The following is an 18866-nucleotide window of genomic DNA, read 5'->3' as shown; positions in this document are numbered from 1 at the left end:
CAAGAACCCGTTCAACTCTTACCTATGTTGAGTACCCGCGCCCGGCAACGCCCGTCCGGTTGTTGCGCCACCGTAAGCGCCAGCTTTAATGCCGGCAGTTCATGTTTAAACCATTTCGGCACATGATCGCAGGTAATGTCGATTTGTTTAAAGGCTCCCGCGCGGAAAAATGGCAGCAGCACCTGTTTCGAGGTTAAGGCGCCATCGCTTTTCAGCGCGTCGATAAGGTTAAGGCAATATTCCCCCGCGCCCTGGCCGGGCTTGATAACGCTTTGGGCCGCCGCTGCCTGCTCCCGCGGCGCGTTCTCTTCCACAAACTGCCGGATACGCGTCAGGAAACCGGCGGGTTCCCCGGTCAGCCGCCACAATTAGGCGCGGCCGCGCTCGGGCTGGCAAAACATCCCCTCGGCCTGGGGGTGGGGCTGTTAGCCTACAGCGGCAACGTGGGCGAAGGCAGCGATAAAGTGCCGGGGCGCGACCTGGCGCAACGCTTTTCATCTGCTCCAGCGGCTCCGTCTGGACCGGCGTCTGCGCCAGGGATCAGCTTTTCCGCAGGTAACGCTGTGGAGAATAACCTGCTGGGCGCGATCGTAGGTGGTGCGGCGGAAAGTGCAGCGATAGCGGGAGCAGTAGGTCATGGCAGCCAGTCGGAGTCGAACGATGACGACGGCTTCGATATGGGTGGAGACATCTGTGAAGGCACGCGCGAACAGTGTTCGGTACGTGATGGAACGCGCGGGCCGGGACGGATGGAAAGTCGCAACGAAGAGGGCGGCGAGGCTAAACCGAATCTGGGCAAAGACATAGCCAAAGCCGCCGATGCGCAAAAAGCCGAGCTGGGCGGAGTGGGATCGGGAACACCGGGAGGTTGGGGGCCGGAAGACGAAGAGAAAGCCAGAAATAATGACCGAAAAGTTATTACTGTTGAAGAGCTGAGGTCCACCTCCTCAAGGGGGCAAGAAACTTTAGGCAGATCAAAGCTTTTTGAACGAGCAGGTGGAAAAAACGCAGCTAATAAAGAATTTGATGCCTTAGCGCCTGATAATGTTAAACAAATTCCCGGTGGCAGGGTCGGTTCATTGTCTGATGGACGGACAGTCATTATCCGCGAACGTAGTACTGACGGCAGACCTACATTAGAGATACAATCTGGCAGGAATAGAATAAAATTCAGATATGAGGAGTGATTATATATGAAGGAAAAATTAGTTAAACTTGCATATGATGAATGCTCCACGCTGGTTGGTAGCCAATTGATTAATTGTAACTATGCTTCTGGGGCGCTTTTTTTATCTTTACTTGCAAACAATAAAAAAATAAAAATTGCCTTTGATTGGATTTATTGTTTCCGCGTTATTGACGAGGGTGATTTATTGAAAATGCAAGAAGAACAAAAAGGTGAAATGGTCGCTGGCATTTATACTATTTTACATTCACCATATTTGAAGTGGTTTAATGAACAGAGTGCTGATATCCATGCGAAAGAAGGTGTTGTTCACTATTCAATAGTTACAATTGAAGATGTGATAGATGTACTATCGTTAGTTCCACCGGTGATCTCCAGTGAGTAATTTTTTGATTAAAACCCCGGCCTAGCACCGGGGTTCTCCCTCGAGCCAGGACGGTAAAACGGCACTGATATCGCCTGATCAACGCCGTGAGCAAGGTTCTAGGCATACCGGCAACATAGGCGGTAAACCGGTAAGGGGCGGAAATATTTTTGCAAATCCTGGTGCGGATCCTCTTACTATGAGAGATCTGGTTTACCTTTCTCAATAATCTAACAGTAAAATTGAAAACGTCATCACTGAAACATTATCGGGTAAAAAAAACTTCACCAGCTCGACGACGTTAACTACTGACAAAGCATTAGCTGCGGGTTTGAAGTTTTTAGGCTCAAATTACAAGGAAATTGGCAAGACTGGTTCAGGGGTCTACCATAGTGCAGACGGAACAAAAGAATTTAGAATAGATTCAGGTTCTATAAGCGGCATGCATGCTCCCGGTATTCCGCATGTTCATTTTAGTGTAAAAGACCCGGTAACGGGTAAGTATAGTTCGAATAACCATGTTCCTTACGAAGATTAAGGAAAGATGATGATTATGAAAAATGGAACCATAGTTAGTGGAGAGTATAATGGATGGGAAATACAGGTTGTAGATGATACCCTGGGTGATACTGGTGGCTATTATTTAATATTTCAGAACAGTGATAAGGTGGTCTTTGATTATTGGTTTGAAAAAAGAGAATATCTTGATAATCAATTAACCGATTACAGTATCAAATGGAATGATTAGAGGCAGCTTACCCCGACTACTGCCGGGGTTATCACCAGCACCCAAATAGGCATTTAGCATGGGCGATACCTGCGGAAAATCATCCCCTGGACAATGACGGCGCAAGGAACGGAGGTCGAGGACACCTGATTGATTGCCGAGCCACAGGCAGGTCAAGTGCCCAGAATTTGCGCCAGAAGCGGGCTTGACTTTTTAAACGCCCAAGCAGGCAACTCAAGCGTTGCCTGCGATATTGAGCACCAACGCCCGGCAACGCCCGTCCGGTTGTTGCGCCACCGTAAGCGCCAGCTTTAATGCCGGCAGTTCATGTTTAAACCATTTCGGCACATGATCGCAGGTAATGTCGATTTGTTTAAAGGCTCCCGCGCGGAAAAATGGCAGCAGCACCTGTTTCGAGGTTAAGGCGCCATCGCTTTTCAGCGCGTCGATAAGGTTAAGGCAATATTCCCCCGCGCCCTGGCCGGGCTTGATAACGCTTTGGGCCGCCGCTGCCTGCTCCCGCGGTGCGTTTTCTTCCACAAACTGCCGGATACGCGTCAGGAAACCGGCGGGTTCCCCGGTCAGCCGCCACATAGTGATGCCCATGCCGTCAAAATAGGACAGCAGCGCGCCGTGAATAGCGGCGGCGACAAAATGGCGGCAGCCGTCGAGGGACGTCAGCATCTCCAGGGTGCGGGTTCTGATTTCGCTTAATCCCATTTGCGGGCGCAGGGTAAACGGAATATCCGCAACCGGCCGCCAACCGTCGGCGGTTGATTCATACACCCGCACCGCGCCTGGCTGGTACAGCGAGGCGGCCCGGCCGCCGGCATCGATAAATACCGCTATCTTCATTTTCCACTCCCTAAAATCCGTGCTGTTTACCCTTCATTGAAATGATATCAATACGCAGCACCAGGGTGGCGCGCACATTGGCGGCGGGAAAGGTCCAGGCTTTGTCGCTGAAGCGGGCGACAATCAGGTTAAGCGCGGCGATCTTTTCCGCCTCGTCCCGGATAAACACCGCGTTGCCCAGACCGATGACCGTACGGTGCCTGGCCTCGAAATTACAGATCACCTCGTCTTCCACCACGCCCTGTTCGGTGGAAACCGCAAAACACAGGGTGCTGTTTTTTTTCAGCATCGCTATTTTTGTGCCGGCCCTGGCGGAATGGAAATAAAGCGACGTGCCGTCCCAGGCGTAAAATACCGGTACCATAAAAGGGATATTGTCCTGCGCCAGGGCGATATACATCACCCTGGCGGAGTCCAGGATCGCCGCTATTTCGGCCGGTTGCGTTATTTCCCGTTCATCGCGACGCATGGCGCCGTGCGGATGTCCCGGGGCCGCGCGCGGTTCTGTCGACTGCATAGGTCGTGCCCTCCTTTATCGCGCCTGGGAACCCTGGGTGCCCAAAGCGGTTAAAATCCCCGATAATTCCCGGCAAATGGCGATAATGCCGACCGAATCCGCCAGGGTTGGGGTGCCGTGGTGGTAGTTTTCCAGCGAACAGAGACCAAAGATGTCATCCAGCGCGCGGATTTTGCCGCTTAATGCCGGCGAAAAGAGAATAACCTCCTCCGCCGTATCCATGAGACTGCCATAGTTGTGGTTATACGGCATGCTGCCGTACCAGGCGCAGAGTGCGATGAGATAACACTCCACGGCAATGGACGCCACGTTGAAAACCAGACCGGGCGACTGCGCCTGTTCGGCGAACAGTTCCGCCCGCCGGTGATAGCCTTCGGCATCATGGGAAAGCCGGATAAACTTTTGCCGATCGGATTCAAATAACAGTTTTGACATTGGTTTTATCCTTATGAATGACAGGCCGATACCCATTACCAGACGTTAAGGATCCACTCTTTGTTTTTCTTGTATTCCATATCGGTGAACAGCGCGTTGGCAAACTGCTCCGCCAGCCAGATGGCCCCCGCATAGCCCACCACCGGATGGCGCCATAATCCGGCGCGGTCATAGGTGGGAAACCCAACCCGGACCATGGGGATCTGATTGTCGATGGCGGTAAAGCGCCCTTTGGAATGGCCGAGGATCAAATCCAGTTCCAGCCCTTGGTGGGTAATGCGGTTTTCCAGTTCCCACAGGTCGGCATTGGTAATGATCTCCATGCCGTGATCCACCTGCTCCTGTAGGGCGATAATGCGGGGATCGGTATCATAAAACGCATTATCGTCGCCCAGCAGCAGCAGTACCGGCTTCATTTCCAGATCCAGGCAAAACTCGGCCAGGCCGATGACCAGATCGGGATTGCCGTAAATCGCCACCCGCTTATCGGCCAGGAACATATGCACCAGATCGGTCAAGGCGTCGATGGCGATGCCGCGCTCGCGCACCAGCGATTCCGGAATTGCCTTGCCGGTCAGCTGCCGCAGGTTTTGCAGGAACGTGTCGGTATTACGGATACCAATGGGCGTAGGCCCGATAATGGTGGGGATGGCGAATTGTTCCGCCAGGTAATCCGCCGCCTTGCGTCCTTCATAACGGTTCAGCGCGAGGGTGCCCAGGGCGTTGGCCGTTCCCACCAGGTCCTCGACGGTGGTATTGCCGTGGGAAACAGTGTTGCCGCTGGGCATCACCGGGGAGTCGAAATTTTCAATTTCAAACAGCACGGTGGCATCGATGCGCATTTCCGCCAGCAGATGTTTCAGCGCCGTCACGTCGCCGGGGTTAACCCAGCCGGTGAACAGGTTAATCTTGCCGTTGGGTTCGCTTTTCTTGGCAAAATATTTGATGAAATCCCGCACCGTCACATCGTAGCCGCTTATCATGCTGCCGACAAAACTCGGGGTATGGATCGGGATCAGATAGACCTCGCGGCCGGGAAATTTCTCTTTCAACAGCCCATCGTTAAGCTTGCGCACCACGCCGTCCACGTCGTCGCCGATCACCTCGGTGGAGCAGGTGGTGATAATCGGCACCACCCTGACATGGGGATAGCGCATCAGCAGCACGTCCACCGCCTGCTCCACGCGATCGAGCGCGCCGAATACCGCGCCGTCCTCATGCACCGAGGAAGAGGCGATTTCAAAGCTCTCCTTTAAATGCTGGGAAATCAGCAAACGCACGAACATCACGCAGCCCTGGCCGCCGTGCACGATGCCGATACAATCCTTGACGCCGATGCTGACATATTGCGCCCCCGCCGGCTGGCAGGTGAATATCGGATTGATAACGCCGGTACGATCTTTCTTTCTTAATTCACACGACATGCTAGTGCCCTCTAATAGCGCCGATCGGTTAATTCCGCGTTTAGCGATCCGGTAATCGTCAGGTAGTTCAGCCGTTCATGGAGCGCGGTGATAAGCGCGGCGATCTCCGCCTTACCCATCATGCCCAGCCAGGAAAAGCGCGTTTTATACGCCTCCACCAGTACCACGGCGTCGGCCCAGTAGCAGCGATTGGCCGGGGTACTGAGATCCACCGGTTCGTCACACAGCAATTGCGCGACGATATGCAAAATGCCTTCATTCTGCTTTTCCCGGTCCCAGACGCGGGAATGAAACTGCCAGAGGCAATTTTTCATGATGTAATCCACCAGCGGCTCGATACGGTCTTCAATCTGGTTTGCCATCGATGGTTCTCCTTATTCCGCCGGAATGACCGTCTGGCCGGGAAAGGTGGGGTAAACGCGCTCACGCAGCCTGGAAACGCTGTCATAACCGCCGCTATACTGGCGCAGGGTGGTGGACGCCAGGGTCTGATCGTCAAGGCCTGCGGCAGCGAGCATTTTCTGTGTGGCGAAACCCCGGTCGGTGGGGATGGCATCCTTGCTGATATCCAGCAGGGCCAGCTGATGGATGGGTGAATAAATGGCGTTATAGATATCGCGCGCAAAACGCACCCAGCCTTCGTACCCCTTATAGGGACCGTTATGGTACGCATGGGCGTTCAGGTAGGGGACGCGGATTTTTTTCGCCACTTCGCCCGGGCGCTTGCCGGTAAAGATGACATCCGGCTTGAGCTGGTACATCGCTTCCAGGGTTTCCAGTTCATTGGGATCGTCGATGGCCATGGCGCCGGCCTCGCAGCGGGCAATGCCTTTTTCCATATCGCCCTGATGGCCGAATTTGGTATAGACCGACACCACTTCCACGCCCATTTCCGCATGGATCACGTGCGCCCAGTGCCAGAGTTTGGAACCGCCCGGCCATAAGCAGACTTTTTTGCCTTTCAGGCGCGCCATATACCAGTCAAGCTCCGGTTTCCAGCGGGCGGTTTCCTCGTCGATAATGGCCTGCGCGCGGTCTTCGATACCAAAAAACAGTCCGATCTTGCGCAGGGAATCCGATAAGGGGCCAAAACCAAAACCGTCGATATCCAGGCGCGGAATGCCGTAGCGCACCCGCAGTTCATTGGCGATATATTCCGCCGAGCGCGCGCATTCCAGCACATTAAGGTGGGCTTTATGCATGCCGCGCAAATCATCGTAGGAGCCGTTGCCGGTAAAGGTGGACAGCACCTGGATACCCATGCGCTTAAAGTAATCCACCATCACTTCCTGATCGCCCTGGATATTGTATTCGCCCACATAGTTGATGACATGATCGCTGGTGATTTTCGGCTCGACGGTGCCGACCTTCTGGTTAATCCAGGCGATATTGATTTTATGATGGCCGCCGGACTGGCTGGGGCCGGCGAAACCCGGCGAATTGCAGACAAAAATATCCACATCCGGCAATTCGTCCATCACGTCCTGCGCCACGGCGGCGATATCGTCGCCGATCAGCGCCGACGCGCAGGTTTGGTAAATGGTCATGCGCTTAATGGTGGGCTGGGCCTTAAACGCCTCCAGGATATTCTGCTTCAGCACCCCTTCCGCGCCGAACACGATATGTTTTTCCTTCATATCGGTGGCAAAGGTATATTTCAGCTGGAAGTTGTCGTTATCGCTGATGTAGCGTTTGGTTTGCCAGGTATCGTAAGTACATCCCACCGGTCCGTGGCTGATATGGATGACATCCTTCATCGGCGTGCCGATAACATGCTTGGCGCCGCAATAGACGCAGCCGCGTTCGGACAATGTTCCCGGGATGGTATTCAGATAGCCCAGGGGCAGCACCGAGGTTAAGTCCTCCCCGGCGCCTTTGACTACGGCATGGAGTTTCCGCTCCGGTATACACTTGCTAACCTCAAACTCATGATGTGGCATGGTTCATTCCCCGATTAAGTAACTGGTCATCTTGCCGGCCGGCGGCGATCCGGTCCTTTAGCCCTTGGCGCTGTTCAATCAATCGGCCAGACCGTATTTGACCACCATGGCTTCCAGCGCTTCCATGGTCATGGGTTTAGGGATAACCAGGTTTTTATTTTCAATAATCTTACGTCCCAGCTCGCTGTATTCATGGGCCTGGTTAGATTCCGGATCAAATTCAGTAACGGTTTTTTTATTGAATTCCGCTTTCTGCACGATATTATCCCGCGGTACAAAATGCAGTAATTGCGTGCCGATGGCCGCGGTGAACTCCTCAACAAATTCCCGCTCCCCGTCAACCTTGCGGCTATTACAAATAATACCGCCGAGACGGACACCGCTTTGCTTGGCATATTTCACCAAGCCTTTGCAAATATTATTGGCGGCATAGATCGCCATCATTTCCCCCGAGGCGACAATATAGACTTCCTGGGCCTTGCCTTCGCGGATCGGCATGGCGAATCCGCCGCAGACCACGTCGCCCAAAACGTCAAAGAAGATAAAATCCAGATCCTCGGAGTAGGCGCGATTATTTTCCATCAGGTCGATGGCGGTGATGACGCCTCGTCCGGCGCAGCCTACGCCCGGCTCAGGGCCGCCGGACTCAACGCAGCTGATGCCGAACACGCCGGTTTTGACCACCATGTCATTGGTGATCTTTTCGGCGCCCCGATCGCGCAGCACGTCCATCAGGGTTTCCTGATGCATGCCGCCTAATATCAGCCGCGTGGAATCCGCCTTCGGATCACAGCCATGAATAAACACTTTTTGACCATGATAATAGGCTAATGCGGCGGCGGTATTTTGTGTGGTGGTCGATTTACCAATACCACCCTTGCCATAGATTGCCAGTTTGCGAGTCACAATAAAGAACTCCTCTGATGAATAATGTATAATGAATAAAAAATAGTAAAGACAGCATGAATAGAGCAATCCCCATGCCAAGGCGTAAAACAGTCCGTACGGCCGCGATAATAATGCGTATTTTTTTGTAGCGGGAATACGTTACCGCCTGTATTTATTGGCAATATCACCATGCGGCGAAATCGTATTTTACATACCGCCGGTTGCTGACGGGAAAATGCATATCCGCGCATTTAGTACATTCGCGAACATTATTAAAAATAAAAGTTCACGACGGTGTTTTATCCGGTGGGAGGACCCGACCGGCCCGGCGCTTGATCCGTATCATTCACGTTTTAGCGCCGGTTGTGTTATTGGTGATATATCAGGAAGTGGCGACGGCGCATTTACATCATCTCTCTCAACACGACGAGGCACGATCATGCTTTATCTTTCCGATCAGGAACTGGATTCGCTACTGCAGGAAGATATCCGCTACGGCGACCTGACTACCCGCGCCCTGGGCATCGGCAACCGTCAGGGCGTCATGAGCTTTAGCCGGCGCACCGCCGGGAAAGTCAGCGGGCTGGACGCCGCAGCAAGGGTCCTGCAACGGCTGGGGCTCAGCGTGGTGATGGCGATGGCCGACGGGCAGATGGCGCAGGCCGGCGATGTGCTGTTAACCGCAGCCGGGCCGGCCGAAAGATTACACCAGGGCTGGAAAGTGGCGCAAAACCTCTTGGAATGGTGCAGCGGCGTCGCCCAGGCCACTCATGAGATGGTCGCCATGGCGCAAGCGGTAAACCCCAGGATGCGCATCGCCTGCACCCGCAAAACCATTCCCGGCACCAAAACGCTGGCGCTGGGCGCGGTGATTGACGGCGGCGGCATCCTGCATCGCTGCGGAACCGCGGATACGGTACTGTTGTTCGCCAACCACCGTCATTTCTGCGCCGATCCGGCGGATTGGCGCCAGCATGTGGCCACACTGCGCGGCGCGGCGCCGGACCGGTTAATCGTGGTGGAAGCGGATAATGAAACCGAAGCCATGGCGGCTATAGACGCCGGCCCGGACCTGGTGCAACTGGATAAATTCAGTCCCGCCGCGGTAAGCCGGGCGCTGGCCTATGCCAACAGCCAGGCTACCGGTTGCCGGCTGGCGGCGGCGGGCGGGATCCATTCCGGCAATATCGGGGAATACGCCCGCACCGGCATTGAGCTGGCAATCACCTCGATGCCTTACTACAGTCCGCCCGCCGATATCGGCGTCCGGCTGTATCCCGCCAAGTGATACCGCCGTCATCCGCTTCGCGTCTCAACAGCGCACGCCGTAAGGTATTAGGGATTTCCGGCCGTTATTGGCGGTGAGTCGTGGGTCGCCAGCACAATGCTGGACGCCTTGACCAGGGCAATCACTTCATCACCGTCCTTGAGGCGCATGCCGGCGACGCTCTCATTGGTAATGACCGAAACCAATGACATGCTGGCATCGACGGCGACCGTGACTTCGCTGTTGATGGCGCCTTTGACGATGTTGGTGATGCTGCCGGTAAATTGATTGCGCGCCGAAAAACGCAGGCCGGTGCCGGCGGTCGTCAGGATCACCCAGGGCGCTTTGATAAACGCGCTGGCTTCGCCGCCAAGGCGCAGGTCGAGATAGTGCACGCTGCTATGGGTAATGGTGGCGACCAGCTTCTTGCCGCCCGCCAGGGTGATTTCTATTTCATCATTGACCGCGCCGGCGACAATGGCCGTTACGGTGCCGGTAAGATGGTTTCTTGCGGATGTCAGCATAGTCTTCTCCAGAAGGTAAAAGGAAGCCTGGGCAAAAAGTCACTATCCCTGCCAATACGCAGCAACTTTTATGCCATATATCCCGGACGGCGTTTATTTAAGTTATGACTCACCAGGAAAATGACCGGGCCGGCGCGGCCTGTTTCCCCAGGATACCTGATAAAGGCCCGCCGTTCATCTTAACAACCCCCTTGCGCTTCTGGGGATACCCGACGTTTCGCAATGTGCTCGCCAAGGGAAGGAAAAAGTTATTATCCGTCGCCGGATTTATTTATGACTACTATAAAACATCGGCCATCTAGCCATGGCTTATTAACATTGATTCATCGAACCTTTAATTATTATTCAATATATTTTTCAAAAAATAATGTTTTAATTTTAATAAATATCCCGTTGAGTATTCTCTAAGATTCCTTTGAGGTAAGGATATGAATAAGAAGTTTTTTTTCCTGGCGTGCTGGCTGGGCTGTGGCCTGGCGGGTGTTGCCCGGGCGGTAACCACCACCGGAGCCATTAACGCCTCGCTGACCTTAACCAACGGTTGCCTGATCAACGGCGACCCGGCCACCAGCAATGTTAACTTCGGCACGCTCGATTTCGGTACCCATCCCGCCACTTTCGAGGAGCTGAGCGCGACACTGAGCGGCGCCACCGGCGACGGCATCCGTGTTCGTTGTACCACCGGGGCAACCTTTAGCGTGCAGATAACCGGCAGCAACCCCGCGCCGGTGAATGTGTATGGCGCGGAAACCGCCAGCCCGCGTTATCTGGTGCTCGGCAGCGACGCATCACAGGGCATTGCGTATACGCTGTATAACGACGCCGCGTTTACCACGCCTATTGCCAACAATACCGGCCTGAGGGCTACCGGTGTCCCGGATCCGGTAAACGGCAATATTTATCCGGTATATGGTCGGGTCACCCAGGGCGGGAATAATACCAGCGTGCCGGCGGGTACTTATAGCGACGTGATTAATGTCCAGGTCATTTATTGATAGCGGAATGCTTAAGGGATGTCAGTACTCAACCGACGGCAACGGCCTCATTGCCTGGGCGTGGCGCTCGGGTCGCTGCTGGCGCTGTATCCAGGACCGCTGTCCGCCTTGCCGACGCAAAATTTTCAGATATCGGCGTCGGTGGTGTCGGGCTGCCAGATCCAGGGCGGCGGTGTGCTCGGGACGCTGGATTTCGGTACCTTGTCCGGTATCGATACCCGGGCCGCCAATGCCGCGCTGGTGCAAAGCGCCTCGTTTGCCATCGCCTGCACCCCGGGCACGACCTTAACCATGAATCTGGGCGGCGGTAATCATTTCACCACAACGCGTCATCTTCAGCGATTGAATAATACCGATCTGATTGCCTACCGCCTTTTCACCAGCGCCAGTTTATCGCCGGCCAGTGAAATTCCGGTTAACCAGGATATCGCCATCAGCCACGGCGATGGCGACCACATCCAGCTGCCGGTTTACGGACAGCTGCAGTTGGATGGCTTTCACCCGGCAGGAACCTATACCGATAGCATTACGGTAACCCTGTCCTGGTAACGATTTAGAAGGATCTGAATATGACCATTCTCGCCGTCGGGCGCTTTCTGTTGTCGCTGCTGCTGGGCCTGTGGCTGCCCATCGCCTGGGCGGGGCACGCCGTCCTGATCTGGCCGGTGGATCCCTTTTTGGCCGGCACGCAAAAAGCCACCGAGCTGTGGGTGGAAAACAAGGGCGCCGCCGCCACCTTGCTGCAGGTGCGGATCTTTTCCTGGGATCAGACGGAGGGCGGGGAGCGCTTTCATACGCAACAGGATATTATCGCCAGCCCGCCCATGCTCAGGCTGGATGCCGGACAAAAACAGCTGATCCGCATTATCAGGCAAGCGCCGCCGGCTTCCGGCCCGGAACAAGCCTTTCGCATCCTGCTCGACGAAATTCCCACCCCTAACGACCGGGCCGACGATCCCGCCAATTCGCTGATGTTCCAGATGCGTTACTCCATTCCGCTGTTTGTCTACGGCGGCCAATCGTCGCCGGACAGCGGCATGCCGCTGTTAAGCTGGCGTCTGGTCCAGGTACGGGGCGAGCCTTATCTGGAGATCCGCAACCAAGGACCGGTACACGCCCGGCTCAGCAAAACGCGGCTGGGGAAATATCAGCTCACCGACGGATTGTTCGGTTACGTACTGGCCAACGCCCGCCATCGCTGGCCGCTTAACGCCGGCGTTGACGCTCACGCGGTGCTGGAGACCCGGGTCGATAACCGCAACAAGGTATGGCGCGGCACGTCTTCCGCGCGCTAGATAATGGACCGTCCTGCGCCGACCTTTCTCCGCCGTTGCGCCGTTACCCTGTTAAGTTATTGGGCTTGCGGGTTTTCCATGGACGGCAACGCGGAAACGTTCTCTTCGCTGCCGCCGCCGCCGGGGATGGCGCCCGGGCAGGCGCAGCGTCAATATATGCTGGAGCTGGTGGTGAATGAATCCGCCGTCGGCCGGATCGTGCCGGTGGCGTTTCGCGACGGGCATTATACCGTGCCCACCGCCGATCTGGTGCAAGCCGGGCTGCCGGCCGATCGGCTAAACGCGCAGCAAACGGATGTCACCGCCCTGCCCGGCGTAACGGCGACTTATGACCGGCCGCGGCAGCGGCTGTTGCTGGCGGTGCCAGCCAGTTGGCTGCCGGAACAATCGATAAGCCTGGAGCCGGGCGGCCGGCGCCATCCTGCACGCGTCAGCCCCGGCGCGTTGTTCAACTATGATATTTATGGCAGTCGCATCAGCGGCGACGTGCGCTTAGCCGTATGGCATGAATTGCGTACCTTTGGCGATGCCGGCCACTTTTCCATTGACGGCGTGGCGCAGCGCCAGATAACCGGCGCGCCCGGCGGCGGCGGCTATATGCGCTACGATACCTATTGGGCCAGCCAGAACGAGGAGCATGCCCTGCGCTGGGCGGCGGGCGATGTGATCACCGACGCGCTATCGTGGAGCAGCAGCGTGCGTATCGGCGGCATCCAGCTCGCACGTGATTTTTCGGTACGCCCGGATATCGTGACCTATCCTCTGCCTTCGTTCGCGGGACAGGCGGCGGTGCCCACCACCGTCGATATGTTTATCAACGGTTATAAAACCAGCAGCAACAACCTCCAGCCAGGTCCTTACTCGCTCAACAATATGCCTTTTATCAACGGCGCCGGCGAGGCGGTTATCGTCACCACGGACGCGGTAGGCCGCCAGGTGATCACTACCCTGCCGTTCTATGTGTCCAGTACCCTGCTCAAACCCGGCTTATCCGATTATTCCGTGGGCGCCGGCGCGCTGCGCCGCGCGTATGGCGTAAAAAACGCCGATTACGGCCCGCCGGTGGCCAGCGGTTCCTACCGCCGGGGAACAACGGACTGGCTGACGCTGGAAGGCCATGCCGAGGGCGCGCAAAACCTGGCCCTGGCCGGCGCGGGCAGCCTGTTGCGGGTGGGACGCGCGGGAGTGATCAACGGCTCCTGGACCCACAGCCGTTTTGGCGGATGGACCGGAGAACAATATGGCTGCGGTTATCAATACAGTAACCGGGTCGCCAGCATCGGCACGCAGCATACCTGGCGCAGCAGTCACTTTGCCCATCTGGCGCTCTATGATGCCGGCGCCCGTCATCGGCCGCGCACCGCCTCGACGTTAAGCCGGGCCAGCGCGCAATATAACGCCGGCGTCACGCTGCATCGTTATGGCAGCCTCGGCGCGGCAATGATCGATATCCGCGGCCGGAGGGGCGATCGTACCCGCTTATGGAATCTGTCATGGAGCAGGAATCTGTGGGGCGACGCCAGCCTGTTTGCGACCGCGGGTTTCGATCGGCAACAGCGGGACTATTCCGGCGCCCTCTCGTTGATCATGCCCTTTGGCGGCCTGGCCAGCGCCAGCGTCGGCCTGGAGCGCGACAGGCCCGGCGGCGACGCCCAGCGCCTGACGGTGTCCCGCGCCATGCCCTCCGACGGCGGTTTCAGCTGGGACGCCTCCTATGCCCGCCAGCAAAGAGACAAAGATTATCGCCAGGCCACGCTCGACTGGCGTAACCGTTATGTCGACGCCTCCGGCGGCTTTTACGGCGTCAGCGGCAGCGACGTGCAATGGGCGGATATCAGCGGCGCGCTGGTGACGATGGATGGGCGGCTGCTGGCGGCAAACCAGTTAAATAATGCGTTTGTGCTGATAAAAACCGGGCAGCCGCAAGTGCTGGTGCGTTATGAAAACCAGCCGGCGGGCGTGACCGACCAAGCGGGCTACCTGCTGATTCCCAATGTTATCGCCTACTACCCGGCTAAATACGGCATCGATATCTTAAATATCCCCGCTGATTTGACGGCGCCCGCTATCGAGCAACGTTTCTCGGTGCCCCGCCAGAGCGGCTACCTGCTCCATTTCCCTATCGAGCCGCTGCGCGCGGCCAGCATCATCCTGCATGACGGCCAGGGCCGGCCGCTGCCCGTAGGCACCCGGGTCGTGCGCGACGGGCTGCCCGATGATTATGTGGGCTGGGAAGGCCTTGCCTGGCTGGAAAACCTGGCAACCGACAACCGGCTGCGCGCCGTCACCCCGGACGGACGGCGCTGCGCCGCCCGCCTGACGCTGCCGGACGGCAGGCCCCGGGCTTTACATACCTACGGGCCGTTGCCATGCCCGCTGTCCGCGACACCTTAAGGAACGCTTGATGAAAACCCTTTCCCCGGGATTGCTGTTGCTCGCATTATTATGCCAGTCCGCCCTTGCCGCCTGCGCCTTGCCCGGCCGTACCGTCGCCTTTGGCAAGGCAAGCTCTTTCAGCATTAACAGCACCGTCAGCACGTCCAGCAACAGTATCGAGGTTAACTGCGGCGCCGGCAGCACGCTTGCCCTGCTGAGCACCGACCATATTGATCTGCAGCTCTATTCCGCCAATGCCACCAGCAGCGGACAGGCGGCGCTGAAAGCCATCGACGGCGGCGATGTTATCCCCATCCAGGTATGCACCGCCGCCAACTGCGCCACGCAACTGGCGCTTAACGGCGCCCCGGTGAGATACCATTCCGCCGAGCTGGTAAACCTGGTCGGGCTGATGGGGGGGGCGAACTTCAGTATCCCGCTGTATCTGCACACCATGACGGGCCAGAACGTGGCGGCGGGAACCTATACCGTCACCCTGAATATCCTGGTGAACTACGCTATCTGCACCGGTATAGGCGCGCTGGGACAATGTATGCCGGGCAGCAGCCAGATGGGTTCCGCCATGGTGCCGCTGACGGTTAACCTGGTCATCACCAACGACTGCGTCACTATTACCGCCCCCGACATCAGCTTTGGCGCCGCGCCGCTGGTGAGCGGTTTTAATCCGGTATCGCAGACGATCGGCATCGTCTGTACCAAAGGCAGCACGTATACGGTGGGGATGAATAACGGCAATCATGCGGTCGGCAACGTCAGGCACATGGCCAGCGGCGGCAGTCTGCTCGGCTATGAGATCTCTAAATCCAACGGCGCCGAGTCCTGGCGTGACAACGGCAATGACCGTTGGTCCAGCGCGCTATCCAATAGCGTCAGCAGCGACGGCACCCTGCGTACCTACAATTATGTCGCGCGGATTTTGCCAAACCAGCCTACGCCGCCGCCGGGCAATTATACCGATAATGTGGTTATCGATCTGTCGTTCTAGGCCGTGCGGCAGGCGTTAAACAATAAAGAGTGGAAAGGGCTTAATTTCACGAATATCGCTATTATCAATAACCAATCCATTGACGTTTTTTAAAGAGTGGATTTTTGCGGCACCCTGGGCGGGCGTTAGCGGACGCTACGCCAGAGGCGTGGGTTTTGGCACCGACTTCCTGATCAATTCATCCGTTTCGAACGCCGGAATAGCCTCGCCGGAAAAGGCGACGGCATACCTTTGTCCCCCTGAACTGATATGCACAACAGTATCGTAGCTTTTACCAGAGGTTTCTTTTCTCCGCTTTGTCCTGCGAGACATCAGCTGAAGCGTTGTTTTTGGCATGACCAGAATACGTCCAAGCCTGAATTCATCATGATAAATAGACGTTTTCCTGTCATTTTCAATCAAAAAGAAATCAACTTTCATATCATCCCCGCATCGCTTGTTATATCGTTTAAAAATGCCCCCAGGGCCTGACTTTATTATACGAATTCATCGTCTCCCTAAAATAGCATCCAATGCCGACAGCAAAACAATATCCAGACTAATTTATAACATGCGCCGTCAAGCCGGCAGATACAAGCTTTTTTAACATTTATTTGACATATCCAGGCAATACCAATGCTAATTTCCTGTTGTAAAGGTAAATTTATTCAAAGAGTTGTTCAGCAATTCATCAGCAATGCTTAAGAAAAAATGCAGCTTTGCCACTTAAGATAATGCGTTAGCGACAAGAGAATTTACGGGCATGATTTATCGATGCCAATTGATTGCCTTTTATAGAAGTGTATTTTAGCCCGCCGCGTGCTTTTTATATTTTCACCCGCAGATAAACATATAATCTCAAATGCCAGTCAGGTAAATTTTTATAATTAATATATTTTGTAAAACGAATGATGGATTTGCTTATCCCCACCCGGGCCTCAAATCCTTGCCGGCCGTCGTGCCGCGGTTATTTTTACACAGGAAATCACCTGTTCCCGATAATATCGGCTGGCGGGGCTGAAGTGTTTTTCCCAAAACGGGCGCGCTGGTCAGGGACGAGGTTTGCTGCAAAAAAAAAAGCACGTCCTAAGACGTGCTTTTTTTCTGCCTTGTCTGGACTGCTGGAGACAAGACCTTGAAGAGGTTGGTCGGTGAGAGAGGATTTGAACCTCCGACCCATACGTCCCGAACGTATTGCGCTACCAGGCTGCGCCACTCACCGAATGCGGGCGCATCTTACTGCGGCCGTCTTTTTGCGTCAATCCCTTTTTCAAGAAATACTGCCGACTGTTTACAAAAGCGCCGCCGGCGGTACCTGTCGCTTACAGGGCCATCCCCTTGGCCGCAGGCTTGGCGCACCAGTTGTTCCGCGGGTTGATGCCGCCGTTCGGCGACGTATAGCCCAGGCAGCCGAGAATGGTATCAAACAGCTCTTCATGGCGATGGGTGGCGCCGATACGCTGCTGGGCCTGCAGGCGGTCGAACGCCTCCCGATGGGGCTGGTCGGCCAGGAACGCATCCGACGCCCAGACCATCATCGGTACGCGGAACTGTTCCGGCGGCGCCATATCGCGCGGCGTGCCGTGTAAATGGTAGTTTTCATCAATGGACTCGCCATGGTCGGAGGCGTAGAACACCAGGGCTTTTTTATTGCGCATCCTGTCGATGACGCTTGCGATAAAACTATCGGTATACAACACGCTGTTATCGAAGGCATTGATAAGCTGCGCTTTGGAGCAGGCATGATCCACGCCCATGCATTCAGGCTGGTAGCGGGCAAAATCCCGCGGATAACGCTGCGAATAGAGGTAATGCGAGCCTTTGGTATGCAACACCATCAGGTGCTTGCCTTTGGGGTAGCGTTTAAGCGATTCGCTCATCTCATCCACCAGCAGCATATCATCCACGGATTTGCCGTCGTTGCGTTTTTCCGCGGCGATCATCTCGCGAAACGAGAAGTTATTGGCATAGGTATTTTTATAAAACCACACCTCGCTCTGCATGGCGAACAGCTCCGAGGTAAAGCCGAGCGAACGCATTACCGCAAAGATATTCTGCTCTTTTAACGTCCGCTGCTGGTTATCCGCTGTCCCGCCCTCGCGCACGAACATGCAGCGCAGGGAGAGTTTGGTGGAGGTATCGCAGGATTGCCCGCGAAACGCCACCAGGTTTTTCTCGCGGGATAATTTGGGCGTGGTATCGCGGTGATAGCCCAGCAGCCCCATATGGTCCCAGCGGGTGGTTTCGCCGATGATAAAAACCACATAGGTATCATCGATACCGGCCGGAGTCACATAGGTAAACTGCTTGGCGGGATCGAACAGCGTGTCATTGTCCTGGTTTTCGTCGAAATGGGTGTAGGCGAACAGGCCAAGGGCCGCCATCCAGTTAACCGGCAGGTAGGAATGCGCGATAACGCCGCCGTAGCTGGGCAGATCGATATTGGTGATTTTTTCGCGCACGTTCTGCGCCTTATCCTGATAGCGCACCGGCAGCCAGATCAGCGCCAACGTAACCAGTAGGATCAACAGAGGCTTAATGCGCTGGCCGGGGGTCTTCATCTGCTGGATCAGGGTACCGCTCACCGAGTGTTTCCAGATCAAAAACAACGGCAAGGCGCTGACCGCCACCATCCACAGGACAAAATAAAACCCGACCACCTCTTTTGATAAATCAATATCCGTGGTCATGACAGAGGCAATAATGCCGTAGCCAATAACGACATTAAAATAGGTCATGTAATAACTGGCGGCAACCGAGATTAACAACAATACTGTAGCCACAGTACGGTAGAAATGACGCCCGCCCAGCGAAATCAGCCGCAGCAAAAAGAAGGTGGATAGCACCGTCACCATAATTTCGGTAAGGGCGATAACCATGTGGCCGACGGTGGTAACCGGATGAAGCACATCGAAACGCCGGATAAAAACCGACAGGTTAAGAAAAAAACCCACATAAACAGCGATTATTATCGATAGTTTTTGCTGCGACAGCTGTTTGACTAATTTAATCAAGGCAATAGTCCATGATAATCAATAAATTAAGGTCTCGCTGCCGGCGATTTGGCTAGCGGATTCGCACCCGACTT

Annotated in this window: 20 protein-coding genes and 1 tRNA gene; 9 read left to right on the top strand and 12 right to left on the bottom strand. The window is 55.5% G+C overall.

Going from position 1 to position 18866, the window contains the following annotated elements:
* Positions 1–11: 11 nt before the first annotated feature.
* Positions 12–368, bottom strand: coding sequence for a Fe-only nitrogenase accessory AnfO family protein (locus tag ACL2XM_RS22555; RefSeq protein ID WP_413721679.1), 357 nt, complete (start codon positions 366–368; stop codon positions 12–14).
* A gap of 195 nt (positions 369–563) precedes the next feature.
* Here ACL2XM_RS22555 and ACL2XM_RS22550 point away from each other — a divergent pair, with 195 nt between their 5' ends.
* The 3 genes from ACL2XM_RS22550 (at position 564) to ACL2XM_RS22540 (ending at position 2298) form a co-directional block, all read left to right on the top strand.
* Complete coding sequence (locus ACL2XM_RS22550; protein ID WP_413721680.1) at positions 564–1187, top strand: hypothetical protein; 624 nt, start codon at positions 564–566, stop codon at positions 1185–1187.
* A 6-nt stretch (positions 1188–1193) separates the two neighbouring features.
* A complete protein-coding gene (locus ACL2XM_RS22545; RefSeq protein WP_413721681.1) occupies positions 1194–1571 on the top strand; it encodes a hypothetical protein in 378 nt (125 codons plus the stop codon).
* Positions 1572–2097: 526 nt separating this feature from the next.
* Positions 2098–2298: a hypothetical protein gene (locus ACL2XM_RS22540; RefSeq protein WP_413723513.1), complete on the top strand. Its 201-nt coding sequence runs from the start codon at positions 2098–2100 to the stop codon at positions 2296–2298.
* A 213-nt stretch (positions 2299–2511) separates the two neighbouring features.
* On the opposite strand, the gene anfO is transcribed toward ACL2XM_RS22540, so the two are convergent.
* From anfO to nifH, 7 genes are all read right to left on the bottom strand, one after another.
* Entirely contained in the window at positions 2512–3132 is a 621-nt protein-coding gene (anfO, locus tag ACL2XM_RS22535) for a Fe-only nitrogenase accessory protein AnfO (RefSeq protein ID WP_413721682.1), read from the bottom strand.
* A gap of 10 nt (positions 3133–3142) precedes the next feature.
* Positions 3143–3649: a pyridoxamine 5'-phosphate oxidase family protein gene (locus ACL2XM_RS22530; protein WP_410013005.1), complete on the bottom strand. Its 507-nt coding sequence runs from the start codon at positions 3647–3649 to the stop codon at positions 3143–3145.
* Between the two features lie 15 nt (positions 3650–3664).
* Complete coding sequence (locus tag ACL2XM_RS22525; RefSeq protein WP_410013004.1) at positions 3665–4084, bottom strand: hypothetical protein; 420 nt, start codon at positions 4082–4084, stop codon at positions 3665–3667.
* Between the two features lie 35 nt (positions 4085–4119).
* Positions 4120–5508 (bottom strand): Fe-only nitrogenase subunit beta, encoded by a 1389-nt coding sequence (anfK, locus tag ACL2XM_RS22520; protein ID WP_410013003.1) that lies wholly within the window; start codon positions 5506–5508, stop codon positions 4120–4122.
* An 11-nt stretch (positions 5509–5519) separates the two neighbouring features.
* Complete coding sequence (gene anfG, locus ACL2XM_RS22515) at positions 5520–5870, bottom strand: Fe-only nitrogenase subunit delta (protein ID WP_410013002.1); 351 nt, start codon at positions 5868–5870, stop codon at positions 5520–5522.
* 12 nt (positions 5871–5882) lie between these two features.
* Complete coding sequence (gene anfD / locus ACL2XM_RS22510; RefSeq protein ID WP_413731642.1) at positions 5883–7448, bottom strand: nitrogenase iron-iron protein, alpha chain; 1566 nt, start codon at positions 7446–7448, stop codon at positions 5883–5885.
* 78 nt (positions 7449–7526) lie between these two features.
* The gene (gene nifH / locus ACL2XM_RS22505; RefSeq protein WP_410013000.1) at positions 7527–8354 is read right to left on the bottom strand and encodes a nitrogenase iron protein; all 828 of its coding nucleotides are present in this window, start codon (positions 8352–8354) and stop codon (positions 7527–7529) included.
* A gap of 421 nt (positions 8355–8775) precedes the next feature.
* On the opposite strand from nifH, the gene modD reads away from it, so the two are divergent.
* Positions 8776–9624, top strand: coding sequence for a ModD protein (gene modD / locus ACL2XM_RS22500; RefSeq protein ID WP_410012999.1), 849 nt, complete (start codon positions 8776–8778; stop codon positions 9622–9624).
* Between the two features lie 47 nt (positions 9625–9671).
* Here modD and ACL2XM_RS22495 read toward each other — a convergent pair whose 3' ends face one another.
* Positions 9672–10127, bottom strand: a complete 456-nt coding sequence (locus tag ACL2XM_RS22495) for a TOBE domain-containing protein (protein WP_413721685.1) — start codon at positions 10125–10127, stop codon at positions 9672–9674.
* Between the two features lie 428 nt (positions 10128–10555).
* On the opposite strand from ACL2XM_RS22495, the gene ACL2XM_RS22490 reads away from it, so the two are divergent.
* The 5 genes from ACL2XM_RS22490 to ACL2XM_RS22470 are packed head-to-tail and all read left to right on the top strand — an operon-like array spanning position 10556 to position 15799.
* Positions 10556–11122 (top strand): spore coat U domain-containing protein, encoded by a 567-nt coding sequence (locus ACL2XM_RS22490; protein WP_410012997.1) that lies wholly within the window; start codon positions 10556–10558, stop codon positions 11120–11122.
* An 18-nt stretch (positions 11123–11140) separates the two neighbouring features.
* On the top strand, positions 11141–11671 hold the full coding sequence (locus ACL2XM_RS22485; RefSeq protein WP_410012996.1) for a spore coat U domain-containing protein: 531 nt from the start codon (positions 11141–11143) through the stop codon (positions 11669–11671).
* A 20-nt stretch (positions 11672–11691) separates the two neighbouring features.
* Positions 11692–12417 carry a molecular chaperone gene (locus tag ACL2XM_RS22480; RefSeq protein WP_413721686.1) on the top strand — a complete coding sequence of 242 codons (726 nt, stop codon included), beginning with the start codon at positions 11692–11694 and terminating at the stop codon, positions 12415–12417.
* Positions 12418–12420: 3 nt separating this feature from the next.
* Positions 12421–14811, top strand: a complete 2391-nt coding sequence (locus tag ACL2XM_RS22475; RefSeq protein WP_413721687.1) for a fimbria/pilus outer membrane usher protein — start codon at positions 12421–12423, stop codon at positions 14809–14811.
* A 10-nt stretch (positions 14812–14821) separates the two neighbouring features.
* Positions 14822–15799, top strand: coding sequence for a spore coat protein U domain-containing protein (locus ACL2XM_RS22470; protein ID WP_413721688.1), 978 nt, complete (start codon positions 14822–14824; stop codon positions 15797–15799).
* A 135-nt stretch (positions 15800–15934) separates the two neighbouring features.
* On the opposite strand, the gene ACL2XM_RS22465 is transcribed toward ACL2XM_RS22470, so the two are convergent.
* The 3 genes from ACL2XM_RS22465 to eptB form a co-directional block, all read right to left on the bottom strand.
* The gene (locus ACL2XM_RS22465) at positions 15935–16219 is read right to left on the bottom strand and encodes a hypothetical protein (RefSeq protein WP_410012992.1); all 285 of its coding nucleotides are present in this window, start codon (positions 16217–16219) and stop codon (positions 15935–15937) included.
* A 704-nt stretch (positions 16220–16923) separates the two neighbouring features.
* A tRNA-Pro gene (locus ACL2XM_RS22460) sits at positions 16924–17000 on the bottom strand.
* A 100-nt stretch (positions 17001–17100) separates the two neighbouring features.
* Positions 17101–18789: a kdo(2)-lipid A phosphoethanolamine 7''-transferase gene (gene eptB / locus ACL2XM_RS22455; protein ID WP_413723514.1), complete on the bottom strand. Its 1689-nt coding sequence runs from the start codon at positions 18787–18789 to the stop codon at positions 17101–17103.
* Positions 18790–18866: the final 77 nt, after the last annotated feature.

Source organism: Sodalis sp. RH20 (assembly GCF_047324205.1).
Taxonomy (GTDB): Bacteria; Pseudomonadota; Gammaproteobacteria; order Enterobacterales; family Enterobacteriaceae; genus Acerihabitans.
Note: the sequence above shows the minus strand (reverse complement) of the source record. Positions and strands in the feature narration are given on the sequence as shown.

Excerpts from the sequence above, each read along its gene's own strand:
- ACL2XM_RS22540 (WP_413723513.1), top strand. The coding sequence starts at position 2,098 with ATGATTATGAAAAATGGAACCATAGTTAGTGGAGAGTATAATGGATGG.
- anfG (WP_410013002.1), bottom strand. The coding sequence starts at position 5,870 with ATGGCAAACCAGATTGAAGACCGTATCGAGCCGCTGGTGGATTACATC.
- modD (WP_410012999.1), top strand. The coding sequence starts at position 8,776 with ATGCTTTATCTTTCCGATCAGGAACTGGATTCGCTACTGCAGGAAGAT.
- anfK (WP_410013003.1), bottom strand. The coding sequence starts at position 5,508 with ATGTCGTGTGAATTAAGAAAGAAAGATCGTACCGGCGTTATCAATCCG.
- ACL2XM_RS22530 (WP_410013005.1), bottom strand. The coding sequence starts at position 3,649 with ATGCAGTCGACAGAACCGCGCGCGGCCCCGGGACATCCGCACGGCGCC.
- ACL2XM_RS22485 (WP_410012996.1), top strand. The coding sequence starts at position 11,141 with ATGTCAGTACTCAACCGACGGCAACGGCCTCATTGCCTGGGCGTGGCG.
- ACL2XM_RS22470 (WP_413721688.1), top strand. The coding sequence starts at position 14,822 with ATGAAAACCCTTTCCCCGGGATTGCTGTTGCTCGCATTATTATGCCAG.
- ACL2XM_RS22465 (WP_410012992.1), bottom strand. The coding sequence starts at position 16,219 with ATGAAAGTTGATTTCTTTTTGATTGAAAATGACAGGAAAACGTCTATT.
- ACL2XM_RS22480 (WP_413721686.1), top strand. The coding sequence starts at position 11,692 with ATGACCATTCTCGCCGTCGGGCGCTTTCTGTTGTCGCTGCTGCTGGGC.
- ACL2XM_RS22545 (WP_413721681.1), top strand. The coding sequence starts at position 1,194 with ATGAAGGAAAAATTAGTTAAACTTGCATATGATGAATGCTCCACGCTG.
- ACL2XM_RS22490 (WP_410012997.1), top strand. The coding sequence starts at position 10,556 with ATGAATAAGAAGTTTTTTTTCCTGGCGTGCTGGCTGGGCTGTGGCCTG.
- ACL2XM_RS22475 (WP_413721687.1), top strand. The coding sequence starts at position 12,421 with ATGGACCGTCCTGCGCCGACCTTTCTCCGCCGTTGCGCCGTTACCCTG.
- anfO (WP_413721682.1), bottom strand. The coding sequence starts at position 3,132 with ATGAAGATAGCGGTATTTATCGATGCCGGCGGCCGGGCCGCCTCGCTG.
- anfD (WP_413731642.1), bottom strand. The coding sequence starts at position 7,448 with ATGCCACATCATGAGTTTGAGGTTAGCAAGTGTATACCGGAGCGGAAA.
- ACL2XM_RS22525 (WP_410013004.1), bottom strand. The coding sequence starts at position 4,084 with ATGTCAAAACTGTTATTTGAATCCGATCGGCAAAAGTTTATCCGGCTT.
- ACL2XM_RS22495 (WP_413721685.1), bottom strand. The coding sequence starts at position 10,127 with ATGCTGACATCCGCAAGAAACCATCTTACCGGCACCGTAACGGCCATT.